General features: G+C 68.3%; 20 protein-coding genes. 10 read left to right on the forward strand and 10 right to left on the reverse strand.

Annotated elements, in window-relative coordinates; translation table 11 throughout:
- The first annotated feature begins 101 nt into the window (after positions 1 to 101).
- Positions 102 to 716, forward strand: coding sequence for a TetR family C-terminal domain-containing protein (locus AC5Y39_RS17190; RefSeq protein ID WP_500019962.1), 615 nt, complete (start codon positions 102 to 104; stop codon positions 714 to 716).
- A 47-nt stretch (positions 717 to 763) separates the two neighbouring features.
- Positions 764 to 2008, forward strand: coding sequence for a zinc-dependent alcohol dehydrogenase (locus AC5Y39_RS17195; RefSeq protein ID WP_500019960.1), 1245 nt, complete (start codon positions 764 to 766; stop codon positions 2006 to 2008).
- A 118-nt stretch (positions 2009 to 2126) separates the two neighbouring features.
- Here AC5Y39_RS17195 and AC5Y39_RS17200 read toward each other — a convergent pair whose 3' ends face one another.
- Genes AC5Y39_RS17200 through AC5Y39_RS17210 form a run of 3 tightly spaced genes read right to left on the reverse strand, consistent with a single transcriptional unit; the run spans position 2127 to position 4000 of the window.
- Positions 2127 to 2435: a DUF3349 domain-containing protein gene (locus AC5Y39_RS17200; protein ID WP_500019958.1), complete on the reverse strand. Its 309-nt coding sequence runs from the start codon at positions 2433 to 2435 to the stop codon at positions 2127 to 2129.
- Positions 2436 to 2445: 10 nt separating this feature from the next.
- Positions 2446 to 2730 carry a hypothetical protein gene (locus AC5Y39_RS17205; RefSeq protein WP_500019956.1) on the reverse strand — a complete coding sequence of 95 codons (285 nt, stop codon included), beginning with the start codon at positions 2728 to 2730 and terminating at the stop codon, positions 2446 to 2448.
- A 25-nt stretch (positions 2731 to 2755) separates the two neighbouring features.
- Positions 2756 to 4000 (reverse strand): inorganic phosphate transporter, encoded by a 1245-nt coding sequence (locus AC5Y39_RS17210; protein ID WP_500019954.1) that lies wholly within the window; start codon positions 3998 to 4000, stop codon positions 2756 to 2758.
- 219 nt (positions 4001 to 4219) lie between these two features.
- Here AC5Y39_RS17210 and AC5Y39_RS17215 point away from each other — a divergent pair, with 219 nt between their 5' ends.
- From AC5Y39_RS17215 to AC5Y39_RS17235, 5 genes are all read left to right on the forward strand, one after another.
- The gene (locus AC5Y39_RS17215; protein WP_500019952.1) at positions 4220 to 4522 is read left to right on the forward strand and encodes a DUF3349 domain-containing protein; all 303 of its coding nucleotides are present in this window, start codon (positions 4220 to 4222) and stop codon (positions 4520 to 4522) included.
- A 50-nt stretch (positions 4523 to 4572) separates the two neighbouring features.
- Positions 4573 to 5673 carry an o-succinylbenzoate--CoA ligase gene (gene menE / locus AC5Y39_RS17220; RefSeq protein WP_500020124.1) on the forward strand — a complete coding sequence of 367 codons (1101 nt, stop codon included), beginning with the start codon at positions 4573 to 4575 and terminating at the stop codon, positions 5671 to 5673.
- Between the two features lie 21 nt (positions 5674 to 5694).
- Positions 5695 to 7047, forward strand: coding sequence for a hypothetical protein (locus AC5Y39_RS17225; RefSeq protein WP_500019950.1), 1353 nt, complete (start codon positions 5695 to 5697; stop codon positions 7045 to 7047).
- 57 nt (positions 7048 to 7104) lie between these two features.
- A complete protein-coding gene (locus tag AC5Y39_RS17230) occupies positions 7105 to 8364 on the forward strand; it encodes a molybdopterin-dependent oxidoreductase (RefSeq protein WP_500019948.1) in 1260 nt (419 codons plus the stop codon).
- Between the two features lie 68 nt (positions 8365 to 8432).
- Entirely contained in the window at positions 8433 to 8894 is a 462-nt protein-coding gene (locus AC5Y39_RS17235; RefSeq protein ID WP_500020122.1) for a hypothetical protein, read from the forward strand.
- Here AC5Y39_RS17235 and AC5Y39_RS17240 read toward each other — a convergent pair.
- Genes AC5Y39_RS17240 through AC5Y39_RS17250 form a run of 3 tightly spaced genes read right to left on the reverse strand, consistent with a single transcriptional unit; the run spans position 8842 to position 10785 of the window.
- Entirely contained in the window at positions 8842 to 9468 is a 627-nt protein-coding gene (locus AC5Y39_RS17240) for a methyltransferase domain-containing protein (RefSeq protein ID WP_500019946.1), read from the reverse strand. The genes AC5Y39_RS17235 and AC5Y39_RS17240 overlap by 53 nt on opposite strands.
- Position 9469: 1 nt before the next feature.
- Complete coding sequence (locus tag AC5Y39_RS17245) at positions 9470 to 10132, reverse strand: TIGR04282 family arsenosugar biosynthesis glycosyltransferase (protein WP_500019944.1); 663 nt, start codon at positions 10130 to 10132, stop codon at positions 9470 to 9472.
- Positions 10129 to 10785, reverse strand: coding sequence for a glycosyltransferase family 2 protein (locus AC5Y39_RS17250; RefSeq protein WP_500019942.1), 657 nt, complete (start codon positions 10783 to 10785; stop codon positions 10129 to 10131). The genes AC5Y39_RS17245 and AC5Y39_RS17250 overlap by 4 nt, the downstream gene beginning before the upstream one ends.
- A 104-nt stretch (positions 10786 to 10889) precedes the next feature.
- Between AC5Y39_RS17250 and AC5Y39_RS17255 the strand changes: the two genes are divergently transcribed.
- Together AC5Y39_RS17255 and AC5Y39_RS17260 are read left to right on the forward strand one after the other, a co-directional pair.
- Positions 10890 to 11579, forward strand: a complete 690-nt coding sequence (locus AC5Y39_RS17255) for a response regulator transcription factor (RefSeq protein ID WP_500019940.1) — start codon at positions 10890 to 10892, stop codon at positions 11577 to 11579.
- On the forward strand, positions 11566 to 12594 hold the full coding sequence (locus AC5Y39_RS17260; protein WP_500019938.1) for a sensor histidine kinase: 1029 nt from the start codon (positions 11566 to 11568) through the stop codon (positions 12592 to 12594). The genes AC5Y39_RS17255 and AC5Y39_RS17260 overlap by 14 nt, the downstream gene beginning before the upstream one ends.
- 7 nt (positions 12595 to 12601) lie before the next feature.
- Here AC5Y39_RS17260 and AC5Y39_RS17265 read toward each other — a convergent pair whose 3' ends face one another.
- Complete coding sequence (locus AC5Y39_RS17265; protein WP_500019936.1) at positions 12602 to 13636, reverse strand: NAD-dependent epimerase/dehydratase family protein; 1035 nt, start codon at positions 13634 to 13636, stop codon at positions 12602 to 12604.
- Positions 13633 to 14406, reverse strand: coding sequence for an S-methyl-5'-thioadenosine phosphorylase (locus AC5Y39_RS17270; RefSeq protein ID WP_500019934.1), 774 nt, complete (start codon positions 14404 to 14406; stop codon positions 13633 to 13635). The genes AC5Y39_RS17265 and AC5Y39_RS17270 overlap by 4 nt, the downstream gene beginning before the upstream one ends.
- Before the next feature lie 34 nt (positions 14407 to 14440).
- Here AC5Y39_RS17270 and AC5Y39_RS17275 point away from each other — a divergent pair, with 34 nt between their 5' ends.
- On the forward strand, positions 14441 to 15322 hold the full coding sequence (locus AC5Y39_RS17275; protein ID WP_500019932.1) for a 1,4-dihydroxy-2-naphthoate polyprenyltransferase: 882 nt from the start codon (positions 14441 to 14443) through the stop codon (positions 15320 to 15322).
- On the opposite strand, the gene AC5Y39_RS17280 is transcribed toward AC5Y39_RS17275, so the two are convergent.
- Together AC5Y39_RS17280 and AC5Y39_RS17285 are read right to left on the reverse strand one after the other, a co-directional pair.
- Entirely contained in the window at positions 15323 to 15667 is a 345-nt protein-coding gene (locus AC5Y39_RS17280; protein WP_500019930.1) for an ester cyclase, read from the reverse strand.
- Positions 15668 to 15709: 42 nt separating this feature from the next.
- Positions 15710 to 17521, reverse strand: coding sequence for a serine/threonine-protein kinase (locus tag AC5Y39_RS17285; protein ID WP_500019928.1), 1812 nt, complete (start codon positions 17519 to 17521; stop codon positions 15710 to 15712).
- Positions 17522 to 17554: the final 33 nt, after the last annotated feature.

Below are 17554 nucleotides of genomic sequence, written 5' to 3' on the forward strand. Positions count from 1 at the left end.
CGTGGTCTTCTTTCCGCTGGAGTCGGGCGACGCAGCACCGCGGCAGCAGCTATGATTCAACGGACCTACATACAGTATGTAGGAGAATACATACAGTATGTATGAGGAGCAATACGTTGGACGATGTTCGCCGCAGCCAGGCGCAGCGGGCCGCAGAAACCCGCGAGGCGCTGATTTCGGCTGCCCGGCAGCTCTTCGCCGCCCGCGGCTTCGCCGAGGCAGCACTGGAGACCATCGTTCGAGCGGCCGGCCTGACCCGGGGAGCGCTATATCACCACTTCGCCGACAAGACCGAGCTTTTCGCCGCGGTTTTCGAGCAAGTGGAAGCCGAAGTCGCAACCCGGATGGCCGAGGCCATCGCGCAGGCCGACGAGAGCGATCCCGTGCAAATTATGCGGCTGGGGGCGAACTTCTGGTTGGACGCCTGCTCGGATCCGGAGATTCAGCGCATCGTCCTGGTGGATGCTCCCGCGGTGCTCGGCTGGACACGGTGGACCGAGATCGGTAACCGCTACAACATCGGGCTCGTCAGAGCGCTGTTGACCAATGCGGTCGAGACGGGCCGCATCCCGGCTCAGCCGATCGAGCCGACGGCCCTGACGATGCTGGCCGCCATCCGCGAAGCCACCCTGTACGTGGCGCGCGCCGAAGACCACGAGCAAGCACGCAAGGAAGCCGGCGCAGTCATCGAACGGCTCATCCGCGCCATCGAGTGAACGCCGCCCAAGCATTATCCGAATCAACCGTTCGTGAAGGAGTTCCGATGGTCATCGGTAAGACGGAGCCGAGCAACCGCGCCGACCGGGATCGCGTGCGCGCCCGCTCCGCGATAGGCCACTACGCCGCACTGCTGCGCCCCGATGCCCTCTCCGCCGCGCGCCTGCCGCTGCACCGCGACATCCGGATGCGAGTGAACCAACTCGGCAGCCGCGCGAAGCCGCGCCGCGAGCGGATGCGCGGACTGATCGCATCGCCGGGCGGACGGCTGCGCTGGCGATCGGTTCCGCGACCCGGCCGGCCTGGACCGTACGGTGCTCTGGTGCGGCCGGTAGCTGTCGCCACCTGTGACGTCGACCGGGCAATGATGTTGGGCCGCACGCCTTTTCCATTGCCTCTGCACTTGGGCCACGAATGTGTGGCAGAGGTGACCGAGGTCGGTGACCAGGTGAACGACGTTCGCGTCGGCGACCGGGTGGTGGTGCCGTTTCAGATCAGTTGCGGACAATGCGCCGCATGCCGGCGCGGGCTCACCGGCAGTTGCCTGGCGGTCCCGCCGGCATCGATGTACGGATTCGGCATCTCGGGTGGCCTGTGGGGCGGCGCACTTGCTGATCTGATGGCTGTTCCGTACGCCGACGCGATGCTGGTGACATTGCCCGACGGTGTCGATCCCGCCGCTGCCGCCGGCGTCGGTGACAACATCTGTGACGCCTACCGTCAGGTCGCACCGCATCTGCCCGCCCTGCTGGCCGCAGATCGCGACACCGAAGTGCTGATCGTCGGGCGACTGGGCAGCCGGGAGCCGATGACGTCGAGCGCGATCTTGTGCACCGCGCTGATCTCCCGAGCGCTCGGTGCCCGCCGAATCTATGTGGTCGACGGCCGCGCGTCCGTTCGCGATCGGGCGGAGCGGCTCGGGTTCCGCGCCTTGGAGCCACGACAGCGCCGCGAGTGGCCCACCGCTGCACTCACCGTCGATGCGACCGGCACCCCGAGCGGACTTCGTCACGTGCTTCGCCATACCGCACCCGACGGCATTTGCACCTGCGTGTGGTCGCTTCACCGCAGTGCACGCATTCCGTTGGCGGCCTGCTACGTACGCAATGTGACCCTTCACATCGGCCGCAGCCATGTCCGCGCCGTCATGCCAGAAGTGTTGGAGCTCATGGCATCACGACGGCTGCAGCCGGAGTTGGTGACCACACTCACCGCTTCCTTCGACGACGCGCCGGCCGCCCTTCACGAGCACTGCCACGGCGACGCGATCAAGACGATCCTGACCGCCTGACCGGCCTTGCGTCCTCGCGTTATCGTCCTTTTGGCGTCTGACCGGCTTCCCGAACATGACAACAGCCACTGGTAAAGACTTCAAGCAAGATTTGCACCGTTACTGCACGATGTCGCGGTCAGCTGGCTGTCGTCGCCAACGGCCAGCCGACCGATGCCAGCCGCGACGCCACCTGATGGATCTCTTCGGGATTCGGTTCCTGCTCAGTGATTCGGCGGATCGCCTCGTGAATCTGATCGGTGGTAACAGGCGTGTCGGAATCGCCCTCTCGCAGAATCGACAACGCCGCCTGCACCACCTCGCTTTCGGTGAGCGACCGCTTCAACAACGCGAGCAACGGAAAATAGTCTTTGGGCGGAACACCATTCGGATATCCCTGGTGGATCCACTTCAGCGCGCACTCGAAAAAACTGCGGTTCTCAGCCATCGATGTCAGCTCATTTCCTCGGAAGGAACGGGAACAGATCTATCCCGAAGTGATGGATGATGGTTCCTCGGGTGATCCACAGGATTCCGAGGACAATCACTGCGGCGACGACTAGGAACAGCACTACCCCGAGGGACTTCAAAGCCGTATTAGGTTGCTGCACAACGCCGTTGGCGTCGACGCCGCCGGCCCCGCCCGAATAGGCCACTAACCCCAGAGCGAAGATTGCCGGCAAGCCGGCTCCGAGCAGCAGCCCCACGAGGAGCACACGCAGGATGCTCTCCAGATAGTGCATCAGTCGTTCCTCATCTCAAGATCTCTCAAGCGATCGGCTCTTTGGGCGTCGCGACGTCGGTCGGCCGAGTCTCGGGAGGTACCACCGAGTTGGTCGTGGTGTTCCACTCGGCGTTGACGTTGGTGTGGTCGACCTTCTGCTGCTGCGCGCGCCGCCACATGTAGTACGACGCCCCTACGAGGATCAGGAAGATGACGATGTCGCCCCACAACGCCGAGCCGACGGCCGCGATGCTGTGGGAAATCCAGAATGTCACCGCGCCCACCAACCCCGCCGCGGGCAGCGTCAGCAGCCATGCCACGGCCATCCGGCCGGCGACGGCCCATCGCACCTGCGCACCGGGTTTGCCGACGCCGCTGCCCAGAATGGAACCCGTCGCCACATGGGTGGTGGACAGAGCCATTCCCGCAGCACTCGAACTCAGAATGATCGCTGCCGAGGATGCCTCGGCGGCAAGACCCTGGGGCGACTCGATCTCGACGAGACCCTTTCCGAGAGTGCGGATGACCCGCCAGCCGCCGATGTAGGTGCCGAGTCCGATCGCCAACGCACAGCTGGCGACGATCCAGAACGGCAAGCCGTCCTTCTTGACGTCGCCGGTCAGGTGTCCTGTCGTCATCAGCGCCAGCGCGATGACGCCCATCGTCTTCTGGGCGTCGTTGGTTCCGTGCGACAACGCCACCAGCGACGCGGTTGCGATCTGACCCCACCGGAAGCCCTCTTCACGCCGGCTCTCGAGCACCTGGCGTGTGACTCGGTACACCAGCCAGGTGCCCGCAGCCGCGACGATCCCCGCGATGACGGGCGCGGCGACGGCAGGGATCAGCACCTTCTGCGTGATGCCGCTCCAGTTGACGCCGCCGGACCCGATCGCTGCAAGTCCCGCACCCATCAGTCCCCCGAACAGCGCGTGCGAGGAGCTCGACGGGATGCCGAACAGCCACGTGAACAGGTTCCACAGAATCCCGCCGATGAGTCCCGCGAAGATGATCGTCAGCCCGGTGGACGGATCGATCCCGGGCAGCAAGTGTCCCGTCTTGGCGTCTTGGATCTTCAGCACCTGGGTGGTGACCGTGGCGGCCACCTCGACCGAGAGAAACGCGCCGACCAGATTCAGCACACCCGCCAGCAGCACCGCCGCCTTTGGTTTGAGAGCACGGGTAGCGATCGACGTCGCCATCGCGTTGCCGGTGTCGTGGAATCCGTTGGTGAAGTCGAAGACGAGTGCCGTCGCGACAAGCAACCCCAAGATCAGCAACTCCGGGCTCATGGCGCCCATTCTGCTGGCACCAAGGCTGATTCACGCAAACTCCGTGGATAGCGCAACTCGTGTCGAGCAGGGAGTTTGCGCTGACCTGCGAGGAGTTCACCGACTATTCACTTCATGGATGCGGTGTGTTGGGCTGCGCGGCCGATCCGCCGGTGGTCGCGTTCTCCGCTCTACGATCGAATCAATCATTGCGGGCGGACGTCGTGGAGAGGTGGCGCAGTGAACCGATTTCTCAGCGCGATCGCGTCGTGGCTGCGCGCGGGATACCCCGAGGGCGTGCCCGCCACCGACTACATGCCGGTCCTTGCCCTGCTGTCGCGTCGCCTCACCACCGACGAGGTGAAAGCCGTGGCCGCCGAGTTGATGAAGCGCGGTGATTTCGACCACATCGACATCGGCGTGGCCATCACCGGTATCACCGACGAGCTGCCGTCGCCCAACGACGTGGAGCGCGTGCGCCAGCGCCTCGCGGTCAGAGGGTGGCCGCTGGACGATCCGAGAGACAGCGAGGACACCGGATAGCCACGCTGCACACGCTCGACATTCCCGCCGGCGCCGAGGTTTCGCGTGTTCTGCCGGCGGTGGAGCAAATGCTGACCGGCCGCACTCATGCGCTGCTGCCCGTACCGACCTGGAGCCCGCGTGAATGTTCTTTGCTGACAACGGCTTTGCGGGTCGGCGAACCGATCGACGACGATGTGGCGCTGGTGGTTGCGACGTCAGGCACGACGGGCGCTCCGAAGGGCGCGATGCTGACCACAGCGGCACTGCGGGCCAGTGCGTCTGCGGCACACGCGCGCCTCGGCGGTACCGGCCGCTGGCTGTTGGCATTGCCGGCGCACCACATCGCCGGCATGCAGGTACTGATCCGCAGCACGCTCGCCGGCACCACGCCGGTGGTGCTCGACGTCTCCGGCGGTTTCGACGTTTCAGTGCTGCCCGCCGCAGTACAGGCGCTGGGTAGCGGTCGGCGCTACGCGTCGTTGGTGGCAACCCAATTGGCGAAGGCGCTCGACGACCCGGCGGCGACCGGCGCACTGGCCGAGTTCGACGCGGTGCTGATCGGCGGCGGCCCGCTCCCTCCTGCGTTGGCGGAAAAGGCATGTGCCGCAGGCATTCACGTGGTGCGCACCTACGGGATGAGCGAGACCGCCGGCGGCTGCGTCTATGACGGGGTGCCGCTGGACGGGGTGCGGATGCGGATCGACGATGCGCGGGTGGTGCTCGGCGGCGCGACGCTGGCCAAGGGATACCGCAATCCGCCGTCAGGTGCCGACCCGTTCGCCGAACCGGGCTGGTTCCGCACCGACGACGCGGGCAGCATCGACGCCGACGGCGTGCTCACCGTGTACGGCCGGCTCGACGAGGGCATCAGCACGGGCGGCCTGACCGTGCAGCCACAAGTGGTCGAGGCGGTGATCGCAAGCCATCCGGCGGTAGCGCAGTGCGCGGTGTTCGGCGTACCCGACCCTCGGCTCGGCGAGCGGGTGGTCGCCGCGGTGGTGGCTGCGGCGGATCGTCAGCCGCCGACGCTGCAGGAGCTGCGCGAGTTCGTCGGCGCCTCACTGGACAGCACTGCCGCGCCGCGTGAGCTGCATGTCGTCGACGAGCTGCCGCTGCGCGGAATCGGCAAGGTGGACAGGCGGGCGCTGGCCGGACGGTTCTCCCGGTGATCTGCCCATAGGGTTGGCGTCGTGAAGGTGCGCAGCGAGGCGGTCGCGGTTCCGCTGGCCGTCGCGCTGGTGACAGCCGCATTCGTCGTGCCGCACCTGCATCTCGGCGTCGTCACGCCGCTGATCCGCTCGTCACCCGAACGAATCCACCAATTCGCCGACACCGCACCAATATTCGGATGGTGGAACACCCACGTGGGATGGGGCACCCCGGTCGCGGTGCTGATCGGCGTGCTTGCCGTCGCGTACGGACCCACTGTCGCCCAACGCCTGCCGTGGCGGGCGCTGCCCGTTGTCGCGTGGGCGACGTCAGCGGCGTGGGCGTTCTCGCTGGCCCTGGTCGACGGCTGGAAGCGCGGCTTTGCCGGCCGGTTGACCGCCCAGCACGAATACCTGCGCCAAGTGCCGTCCGTAACCGACATCCCGGCGGCACTGCGCAGTTTCGCCCGTCGCATCCCCGACTTTTTGCCCGACTCCTGGATCACGCACGTCTCCGGCCATCCACCCGGTGCGCTGCTGACGTTCGTCTGGCTGGACCGCATCGGGCTGGGCGGCGGCGGCTGGGCCGGGACCTTGTGCCTGCTCGCCGGATCCAGCGCGGCCGCGGCGATCGTCGTGACGCTGCGGGCCCTCGACGGCGAGGCCACCGCCCGGCTCGCCGCGCCGTTCGTGGCGGTCGCACCGACCGCGATCTGGGTTGCGGTGTCAGCCGACGGCTATTTCGCGGGAGTCGCCGCATGGGGGCTGGCGCTGCTGGCGCTGGCCGTCAGCCGAAGCGTCCGGCTGCCCGTCGTGGCCGCCGCCGCTGCCGGTCTGCTGCTGGGCTGGGCGGTCTTCTTGAACTACGGCCTGGCACTGATCGCAGTCCTGGCGGTGGCCGTGCTTTTCACCGCCGATCGACGTCGTGACGCGTTGACAGCGCTGGCCGTCGCGATACCCGCGGCGCTGATGGTCGTCGGCGTCTTCGCGTGGGCAGGCTTCTGGTGGTTCGACGGCTATACCCTTGTGCAGCAACGTTATTGGCAGGGCATAGCGAATGACCGGCCGTTTCAGTACTGGAGCTGGGCCAATCTGGCATCGGTGGTGTGCGCGATCGGTCTGGGCAGTGTCGCCGGAGTCAGCAAGGTCTTCGATCTCACGGCGATCCGCCGCCGCTGCGGTGTTCACCTTCTGGTGCTGGCCTCGCTCACCGCGATTGTGTGCGCGGACTTGTCGATGCTGAGCAAGGCCGAAACCGAACGCATCTGGCTGCCGTTCACGATGTGGCTGACAGCGGCGCCGGCACTGCTGCCCCACCGGTCGCATCGCTGGTGGCTGGCCGCCAACGTCGTCGGTGCGTTGGTGCTCAACCACGTCATCTACACCAACTGGTAAGAACTTCGTCTCCGGGAAAACGGTGCCGCTGGGCGCAGACCGGAGTAGACGAGAGACATGGCCGACGACAGTGCGCCGACACAACGCCGGTGGCGCAGCCCGCTTCGCGGCCCATGGTTGACCTCGGTCCTGGGCCTGGTGCTGTTGGTCACCCTGCCGGTCGTGATCCTCACCGGTTTGTTGTCGTACATCGCGTACGGCCCGCAGTTTCGGCAGGCCATTCCCGCCGACGTGGGTTGGCTGAAATTGCCGACGTTCGACTGGCCCACGAGGCCGGCATGGCTGTACCGGCTCACCCAGGGCGTGCACGTCGGGCTTGGACTCGTGCTCATTCCCGTGGTGCTGGCCAAGCTGTGGTCGGTGATCCCGAAGCTGTTCGTCTGGCCGCCGAGTCGGTCGATCGCGCAAATGCTGGAACGGCTTTCGCTGCTCATGCTCGTCGGCGGCATCTTGTTCGAGCTGGCCACCGGTGTGCTGAACATCCAATACGACTACATCTTCGGTTTCAGCTTCTACACCGCGCACTACTTCGGCGCATGGGTGTTCATCGTCGGCTTCCTGATGCACATCACCTTGAAGGTTCCGCGCATGCTCAGCGGTGTGCGTGCCATCCCGATGCGAGAAGTGTTGCGCACCAACCGCTCTGACACACAGCCAGAGCCGCAGGATCCCGACGGGTTGGTGGCCTCCGATCCGGCACCTGCGACGGTGAGCCGCCGTGGTGCGTTGGCACTGGTGGGCGGCGGCGCGCTGGCCATGGCCGCGATCACCGCCGGGCAGACCGTCGGCGGCTGGACCCGCCATTCGGCGTTGCTGCTTCCACGCGGACGCGACCACGGATCGGGGCCCAACGACTTTCAGGTCAACCGGACCGCATTCGCGGCAGCGATCAGCCCCGAGAGCACCGGCGAGCGGTGGCGACTCAGGCTGACCGGTGGATCCGCTCCGGTGACGCTGGACCGCGACGCACTGGCCGCCATGGCGCAACACACCGCACGGCTGCCGATCGCGTGCGTCGAAGGCTGGTCGACCACCGAAACATGGAGCGGCGTGCGGCTGCGTGATCTGGCCGCGCTCGCCGGCGTGCCGACGCCGCGGCTGGCGCGGGTGACGTCGTTGGAACGCTTTGGCGCATTCAACCGCGCTGTGCTGCAAGGTAACCAGGTGCTCGACTCCGATTCGCTGCTGGCGCTGCGGGTCAACGGTGCGGAGTTGTCGCTGGACCACGGATATCCCGCGCGGATCATCGTTCCCGCGCTGCCCGGCGTCCACAAGACCAAGTGGGTGGCGTCCATCGAGTTCGAGCCCGAACCGTGAACACCGCCGGCGGCCTGCTGGCCCGCTACCGCACGTTCTACGGCTCGCATCCGTTGCACCTGCTGACCATGCTGGCCGGGTTCGCCGCGCTGGCTTACGTCATCGCCGTGATGAAGCCCCAGACACTGTGGAACCCGCACGTGTGGTGGCAGTCGATCGCGGTGTGGTTCGCAGCGGCCGTCGTCGGCCACGACCTGGTGCTGTTTCCGCTGTACTCGTTGGCCGACCGGCTTTTGACGCTGCCAGACCGCCGGCTGCCGAAAGCCCGTGTCTCGGTGCTGAATTACCTTCGCGTGCCCCTCCTCGGCGCGGCGCTGACCCTGCTGGTGTTCCTGCCCGGAATCATCGAGCAGGGTGCCGCCACGTACCAGGCTGCCACCGGCCAGACGCAGCAGCCGTTTCTGGGCAGGTGGCTGCTGTTGTGCGCGGCGATGTTCGCTGTCAGCGCGGGCTGTTACGCGATCCGGCTGGTGCGGGTCAAACGGCGAGGCTCGCCACCACCCGTCGACCCACCGGATGAATTCCGATGACCGACATGCCGACGAGCTCGGCCAGCCGGGCGGCGCTGTCGACGCCGACGGACGCCCAGCGGAACCACGGCCCGACCGCACGTGCCGACTCCAGCCGCACCCAGCCGCGGTGCACACCCGTTGCAGCGCTGTCGAATTCGGCCAGGCACCGCCCGCCCTCCCGCAGCAGCTGACGGGCCCGCGCGAGGATCCGCCCCGGGTCGCCGTCCAGGCCGATGTTGCCGTCGGCGAGCAGCACGGTGTGCCAGCGGCCGGTGGCCGGCAATGGCGCGAACATGTCACGGCGCAGTGCCGGCGCGCCCCGGCGCCGCGCTAGCCGCACTGCGGTGGCCGACTGGTCCACACCGAGCGCTGGGATGCCGCGGCGTATCAGCTGGGCCACCAATCGCCCTGGCCCGCAACCCAGATCGAGTGTCGGGCCGTCACACAAGCCGACCACGGCGCGGTCGAAAGCATCGTCGGCCCCGCGCCCGCCCAGCCAGCTGCGCACCGGAAGCGCATGCACGCGACCGTCGTCGTGGCGAACCCAGCACCGTTCACCGCTGAGCGCCAGTTCGTAGAGGTTGCCCAGCACGTCACAGCCCTTGGGTTACGTTGGCGAATCGCGATTCGGATGCGCATTGAGCACGCACCGCGGCCACGTCGTCGATGGTGTCGACGTCGCGCAGTTCGTCGACAAGCACCACGTTGATTCCGGTGTCGCGCAAGGCGCGAAGTGTGATCGCACCCGTGTCGGGTTGCGACATCGGCACCGCGCGCAGCACGTCCGCCTCGATGGGCGAGTGCACCCCGAGCACCCACCAGCCGCCGTCGGTGGCCATCCCGAGCACGGCCGGCGCGGCCAGCAGCGCGTCAGCGCAGCGGGAAAGCAACCCGGGCGTGACTTGTGGGGTGTCCATGCCGATCTGCAGCACGGGCCGCGGTCCAGCCGCTGTGGCGGCATCGGCGTGGGCGTTGGCCAGCCGGTCGCCGAAATCGATACCGCGTTGCGGAACGACGACGAAAGGGCGTAGCGCCGAACGTATCTCGTCGGCCATCACCGCGGTATCGAGATCACCCGTCAACGCGACCACACGACCGGCCACCGGCGCTGCCGCGACGGCGTCGAGCGTATCCAGCAATGCGGCCGCGGCGATCTGTGCTGCCGCCTGCGCACCCACCGCCTCCGCCAGCCGGGTCTTGGCCTGCCCCGGTGTGGGCGCCTTCGCGACCACCAGCACCGTCACCGGCAGCGTCATGAGATCGCCCGCCAGAAGTCGACGGCCGCGACGAGGCTGCCGCGCGCCGACCCGCTGACTTTCGACTTCCCGCCGGTACGCGGGCCGTATCCCACGTCGCGCTCCACCACGCGCCAGCTGGCCTGTGCTGCCCGCACTAGCAGCTCCACCGGATATCCCGACCGGCGGTCCTCGACGCCGAGTCGCAGCAGCGCGTCGCGGCGGGCCACCCGCATCGGCGCGACGTCGTGTATCGGCAGTCCATAGCGGTTCCGCAACCGCCAGCTCACCGCGGCGGTGCCCAGCCTCGCATGCCACGGCCAGCGCAACCCGCGCACCGGGCGCCGGCGTCCGACCACCATGTCGGCGCCCCGCTCGAGTTCGGCGACCATCAGGGGCAGCTCCGCCGGATCCAGCGATCCGTCGGCGTCCAGCACAGCCACGATCGGCGTCGTCGCCGCGACGACGCCCGCGTGCACCGCGGCGCCGTACCCCGGCCGTGGCTCCGTGACCACCCGAGCGCCGTGGCTGCGCGCCACATCGGCGGTCTCGTCAGTGCTGTTGTTGTCGACCACCAAAGCCCGATATCCCGGCGGAATTCTCGCCAACACGCCCGGCAGCGAGGCCGCTTCGTTCAAGCACGGCAGCACCACCGTCACCGAACAGTCGGGCATGTGTGTCGAGGTTAGTCACGCCGGTATCTGCCGCTGCGCCGGCAGGGGTGACGAATCAATGACATCGCCGCAGGTCGTCCCGGTTTCCGACTAACCTCGGGGCTGTGGCCGCACGGGTGCTGATCGCCGACGACGACACCGTCGTCCGTGACGTCGTGCGGCGGTATCTGGAGCGCGACGGCCTCGACGTGACCGTCGCCGGGGACGGGACCGAGGCGCTGCGGGTGCTGGGCACCCAGCGGATCGACGTCGCGGTGCTCGACGTGATGATGCCCGGCCCCAACGGGATGGCGCTGTGCCGCACATTGCGCAGCGGCGGCGGCTATCCGATCCCGGTGATCCTGCTGACCGCGCTGGGTGAGGAAGACGACCGCATCGCGGGCCTGGAGGCAGGCGCCGACGACTACGTCACCAAACCGTTCAGCCCTCGAGAACTGGCGCTGCGGGTGCGCTCGGTGCTGCGCCGGGCCCCGGCTCCCGGCTCTGCGGTGCCGATGGAGATCACCGCCGACGGGATCAAGGTGGCCACTGCCGCGCGGTCGGTGTACGTCGACGGGCGCAAGGTGAACCTGACCAACCGCGAGTTCGACCTGCTGCTGTTCCTGATGACCCACCCGGACACGGTGTTCACCCGCGAGGAACTGCTCAAGCGGGTGTGGCGCTGGGAGTTCGGCGACCTGTCGACAGTGACCGTGCACGTGAAGAGGCTGCGCACGAAACTCGGTGCGCGACATCGTGTTCAGACCGTGTGGGGGCGCGGGTACATGTGGGGCGAACCGCATGCCGACACATGATCTGGTACAGATCGTCGGCTGGGCGCTGGGCTGCACGGTGCCCGTCGTGGTGGCCGGTTGGCTGGTGATCCGGCTGGCGCGGTCGTGGTCGCTGGCCGTCAGCATGGTGGTGCTGGTGCTGATTCCGACGCTCGCGACATTGGCAGGCGTGTTGGGTGCGTCGGGCTTCATGATCACGCAGACGTTCCGGCAGATAGCCGTGGTGCTGGTGATCGTCGCGGTGGTCACCATCCCGGCGGCGGTGATGCTGGCCCGGTTCCAGGCCCGAAGGACGGTGTGGGAGAGACAGATTCGCGACTCTGAGCGGTCCTCGGAGGAGTCACGGCGGCAGCTGGTGGCGTTCGTCAGCCACGATTTGCGCACGCCGCTGGCCGGCATCCGCGCGGTCGCCGAGGCGCTGGCTGACGGCGTGGTGCCGCCGCGTGAAATCCGCGAGCACGCCAAACACATCGAGCAGGAGTCGGTTCGGCTGTCGGAGATGGTCGACGACCTGTTCGAGATGTCGAAGATCAACGCCGGCGCCGTGCAGCTGACGCAGGAGCGGGTGGCGCTCGACGAGGTGGTCGACGACGTGCTGGCCGCACACAAGATCGCCGCGGAACGTGCCGGGGTGGCGTTGCAGGCGACGCTGCCCGCCGAGCCGGTCCGGGTGATCGGCAGCGACCGCGCGTTGGTGCGGGTGCTGTCGAATCTGGTGGCGAATGCGATCGCGCACACGCCGGCGGGCGGCACCGTGAAGCTGGCGCTCGGCGCCGACGAGAACGGCGCGTTCGCCCGCGTCGACGACACCGGCGTGGGCATCGACGAGGCCGACCTTCCGCGGGTGTTCGACGTGGCGTACCGCGGCTCCAACGGGCGGGTGCCGCGCAGCGACCCGTCGCTGCCGAGCGGTTCTGGTCTGGGGCTGGCGATCGCGGCCGGGTTGGTGCAGGCGCATCACGGCACGCTTTCGGCGCACAATCTCGGCACCGGGGCACGATTCGAGGTCAGGTTGCCGCTCGCGGCAGATCGCTGAGCCGCTGTCAGGCGCGCAGCGGCGCCGTTGCGAAGGCACGAATGCCTTCCGCTGGGCGGACGTGGGCAGTGAACCCGAGCAGGTCGCGCGCCCGGGTGGGGTCGGCGACGATGTGGCGGACGTCCCCGCTGCGGTACTGGCCCGTGACCACGGGCGCCGGCCCGCCGCTTGCGCTGCACAGCAGTTCGGCCACCTGCAGGATCGAAATCGGCTGTCCTGAACAGATATTCGCGGCGGCGAACCGCTGCGCGCCCACCCGGCGGACGGCCGCCACATTGGCCGCTGCGACGTCGTCGACGTGAACGAAGTCGCGCATCTGGGCACCGTCTTCGAAAACCCTTGGGGGCTCTCCCCTTTCGAGCGCCGACCGGAAGATCGCGGCGACCCCCGAATACGGCGTGTCCCGTGGCATGCCCGGGCCGTACACGTTGTGGTAGCGCAGCGCGATCACCGATCCGCCGGCCGCCTCGCTCCAGGCCAGCGCGTAGTGCTCCTGCGCGGTCTTGCTGGCGGCATAAAGGCTGCGCGGCCGCAGTGGCGCGTCCTCGTCCACCAGTCGCCACTGCAGATCCTCGCCGCCGTGTGGGCAGCGGTGCTCGAACATGCCGGCGTCCAGATCTTCGCGGCTTCGCGGCGGCGGCTCGACCGGCCCGTGGACCGGGCAGTCGTAGCGGCCCTGCCCGTAGACCACCATCGACGACGCGAGGACCAGCCGGGAACAGCCTGCGGCGTACATCTGGGCCAGCAGCACGGTGGTGGCGTAGTCGTTGTGGCTGCCGTACGCCGGGGCGTCGGCGGCGTCCACGCCGGCGCCCACCATCGCGGCCTGATGGCACACCACGTCGACACCCGCCAGCAACCCGGCCAGCGCGTCGGCGTCGCGGACGTCCACGCGATGACAGCCGGGCGGCGGCTGACTGCCCGGCGCGTGGGCGGCCGGATGCATCACGTCCACACCCACGACCTCGTGCCCGTCGGCGCTCAGCGCGTCGGCCACCCGCGCCCCGATGAACCCGGCCGCGCCGGTCACGAGCACCTTCATGGCAGCTCGAAGGGCAGCGAAACGCCCTCATGCGGCAGGCAATGGGTGCAGGTGCGCTCGCTGTGTACCGCGCTGATGGCGTCGAGCACCACCTGCTTGAACGGGCCCAGGTTTCGCTGGAACTCGGCGAACACGTCGACCGCGCGCACCCCGGATCCGACGTCGATACCAGCGTCCAGATCGGTGACCAAAGCGATTGCGGCATAACATATCTCGAGTTCGCGCGCCAACACCGCCTCCGGATACCCGGTCATGTTCACCAGCTCGAAGCCCTGGCCCGCGAACCACCGGCTCTCGGCGCGGGTGGAAAACCGAGGCCCCTGGACAACGACCATCGTCGCGCCGTCGGTGATCCCCGGCGCCAACGCGGCCTGCCGCAGCGTCGGGCAGTACGGGTCGGCGAAGCTGACGTGAATACCGCCGGAATCGAAGTAGGTGTCGGCGCGGCCCGACGTGCGGTCGACGAGCTGATCGGGCACCACCATCGCGCCCGGGCCGAGCGCACGGCTCAGGCTGCCGACCGCGCACGGCCCGAAGACCCGCCGCACCCCCAGCGCGCGCAACGCCCACATGTTGGCGCGGTACGGCACCGCGTGCGGCGAGAATTCGTGGCGCACGCCGTGGCGCGGCAGAAACGCCACCTGGTGGTGAGCGACCTCGCCGATGGTGATCGGCGCGCTGGGCGGCCCGTATGGGGTGTCCATCTCGACGCTGCGGGCGTCGCCGTCGAAGAACGTGTAGAAGCCGCTGCCTCCGATCACGCCGATCATTGGCCCATTCAAACAGCATGCGACTATCGACGCTGTGGCCAGCGTGGCGCAGTGGATCGAGGGGGCGCGTCCCCGTACGTTGCCCAACGCCGTCGCGCCGGTGATCGCCGGGACAGGGGCCGCGGCATGGCTGCACGCCGCGGTGTGGTGGAAGGCGCTGCTGGCGCTGCTGGTGGCGGTCGCGATGACCGTCGGCGTCAACTTCGCCAACGACTACTCCGACGGCATCCGCGGCACCGACGACGAGCGCGCCGGACCGCTGCGACTGGTCGGATCCCGGCTTGCCGCACCGAGATCCGTGCGGGCGGCCGCCGCGGTGAGCCTGACCATCGCCGCAGCCGCAGGTCTGGCGCTGGCCGTCACCAGCGCGCTGTGGCTGATCGCGGTCGGCGCGCTTTGCGTCGCTGGTGCGTGGCTGTACACGGGCGGCTCAAAGCCGTACGGGTACCGCGGCTTCGGCGAGCTGGCGGTGTTCGTGTTCTTCGGGTTGGTCGCGGTGTTGGGCACGCAGTACGTGCAGGCGCTTCAGGTGGACTGGGTGGGCGTGGTGCTGGCAGTGGCGACGGGCTCGCTGTCGTCGGCAGTGCTCGTCGCCAACAACCTGCGCGACATCCCCACTGACGCGCGCACCGGCAAGGTCACGCTCGCGGTGCGGCTCGGCGATGCCCGCACCCGGGTGTTCTATCAGGTGCTGCTCGGTGTTGCGGCTGTCGCAACGTTGGGCCTGACGGCCGCAACCCCCTGGGCTGCAACTGGTTTCATCGCTGCGCCGCTGGCGTGGCGGGCCGCAGCCCCGGTGCGGCGCGGCCGCGGTGGACGCGAATTGATTCCCGTGCTGCGCGACACCGGGCTCACGATGCTGGTGTGGTCGGCGGCCGTCGCACTGGCGCTGACGCTGACGGCGCCGCCGACGTGATCAGGCGGCCGACGTCCCCGTCCAGTATTCGACGAAGCGCCCGTCGGCGATCCGCAAGATGTCGTTGCCGGTGAACGCGACGCTCCCGTCGCCGCCCCGACCGACCCATCGTGCGGCCAGCAGCTCGCCGTCGACCAGCGGCCCCACCTCGATGTCGAAGGTCAAGTCCGGCATCATTTCTCGCGTCTCGTCGACGATCGCCTGCAGCTCCGACGGCCCGTGGACGTCACGCCCAGGCCAGTGGCCCACGAAGTCGTCGGACACCAACTCGGCGGCGACCGGCTTTCCCGACCACAATTCCTCGATCCACCTCTGGTACAACGATTGTGCGCTCATGAGCGCCATTGTGCGGCAACATCAACCGGCGCCGCCAACGGGCCGCGGCGATCAGCCGAATTGCAGCCACCAGTCGTGCAGCGCAGCCATGTCGGGTCCCTGACCACTGCCCAGCATCAGGTCCTCGTTGCGGGTCCAGATGACATCCGAGTCGCCCTTGTATCTGCCGCACGCCACCTGGCCCTCCACCTTGTCCGGCGTGGACGTGTAGTGCCAGGTGGTGGGCGACGGTGTGTCGCTACCGGGGCACGTCAGCAGCTCTTCGTCTTCTTTCATTGCGCTCTCGAAATGCCGGTCAAGGCTCGCCTGGTCACCGAACAACGAATAGCGGGCGACGGCGGGTCCGCCCGGCTTGGAGTTCTGTTCACAGTCGACCGTGGCCAAAGCGTCCGCGACGGGAGTGACCGGCTTGCAGGTTCCCGGGTCGTAGCCCGGCGGCAGCAGCGTCATCAGCTTGGCGATCGGGCCGCCCTGACCGGTGGTCGACGGTGCGGTCCGGCTGGTGGTCCGTGTCTTCGTACTGGTCGTAGTGGTCGGCGACGTCGTAGCGGTCGTCGAGGTCTCGTCGTTGTTCTTCAGCAACTTCGGGATGAGCAGGATGGCCGCCACGGCGACGATCACCACGACGACGAGCGCGACGATGCCGAGGATGATCGGTGTCCAGTTGCGTTTGGGCGGCTGGGCCGACGGCATCGGTCCCGATGGCGGCGGCTGCCACGGCGGTCCCGCTGGCGGGCCGCCAGGACCCATGGGACCGGTGGGTCCCCAGCCGCCGGGCCCCCAACCGCCCGGTCCCGACGGCGGTGGAGGCTGGTACGGCGGCTGCGACGATGCGGCCGCGAACGGCGGCGGCGTGGGCGGCGGAGTCGGCGAGCCCTGCGGTGGCCCGGCAGGCGGCGGCCCGGCAGGCGGCGGCGTCGAGAAGCTGGGCGGCGGCGTTGCAAAGCCGGCCGGAGTGGTCGGCGGGACAGCCGCGGGTATGGTGGCCGCCCCGCTTCGCGCCAGGATGGTCTCGGCTTGGTCCTTGTCACGGCTGGCGAGCGCTTCGTGCGCCGCCATCGCGAGGTCACCCGCGGTGGCATACCGATCTTTCGGGTCTTTCGCCATGCCGCGGGCGATCACGTCGTCGAACGCCGCGGGTATGCCGGGGCGCAGCACGCTGGGCCGAGGGATCGGATGCATCAGGTGCGCGGTGATGACCACGCTGACGCTGTCGGCCGGATACGGCTGCGCCCCCGTCAAGCACTCGTGCAGCACGCACGCCAGCGCGTAGATGTCGGCGCGGTAAGTCACCTCCGAGTTGGTGAACCGCTCAGGCGCCATGTACGCGTACGTCCCCACCGCGGTGCCCAGTTCGGTGAGCTTCTCGTCGGTCGTGGCGTTGGCGATGCCGAAATCCACCAGATACGCGAAGTCGTCTCGAGTGATCAGGATGTTCTCTGGCTTGACGTCGCGGTGCATGATGCCGCTCTCGTGGGCGGCGTCGAGCGCGGACGCGACCTGACGAATGATGGCCACCGCACGTGCCGGCGTCAGGGGCCCGTAGCGGACCAGCATCTTGCGCAGGTCCGTGCCGTCGATGTAGCGCATGTCGACGTAGAGCACCCCGTCGATTTCGCCGTAGTCGTGTATTGGAACCACATGCGGTTCCTGCAGCCGGCCCGCCGAATGTGCTTCGCGCTGAAGGCGTTTGCGGAACACCGGGTCGTGAGTCATGGCCGACGGCAGCAACTTGAGCGCCACGGTCCGGTCCTTACGAGTGTCTTCGGCCTCGTACACCTCACCCATGCCGCCGCGCCCGAGCAACCGTCTCAAGTGATAGTGACCGAAGTCGGTTCCCACCCGCGAGTCGGTGTCGCTCATTGGTCTTCCTCACCCTCCCGCGGGCCGCATCAC

The sequence above is a fragment of the Mycobacterium sp. NGS39 genome (assembly GCF_059812765.1).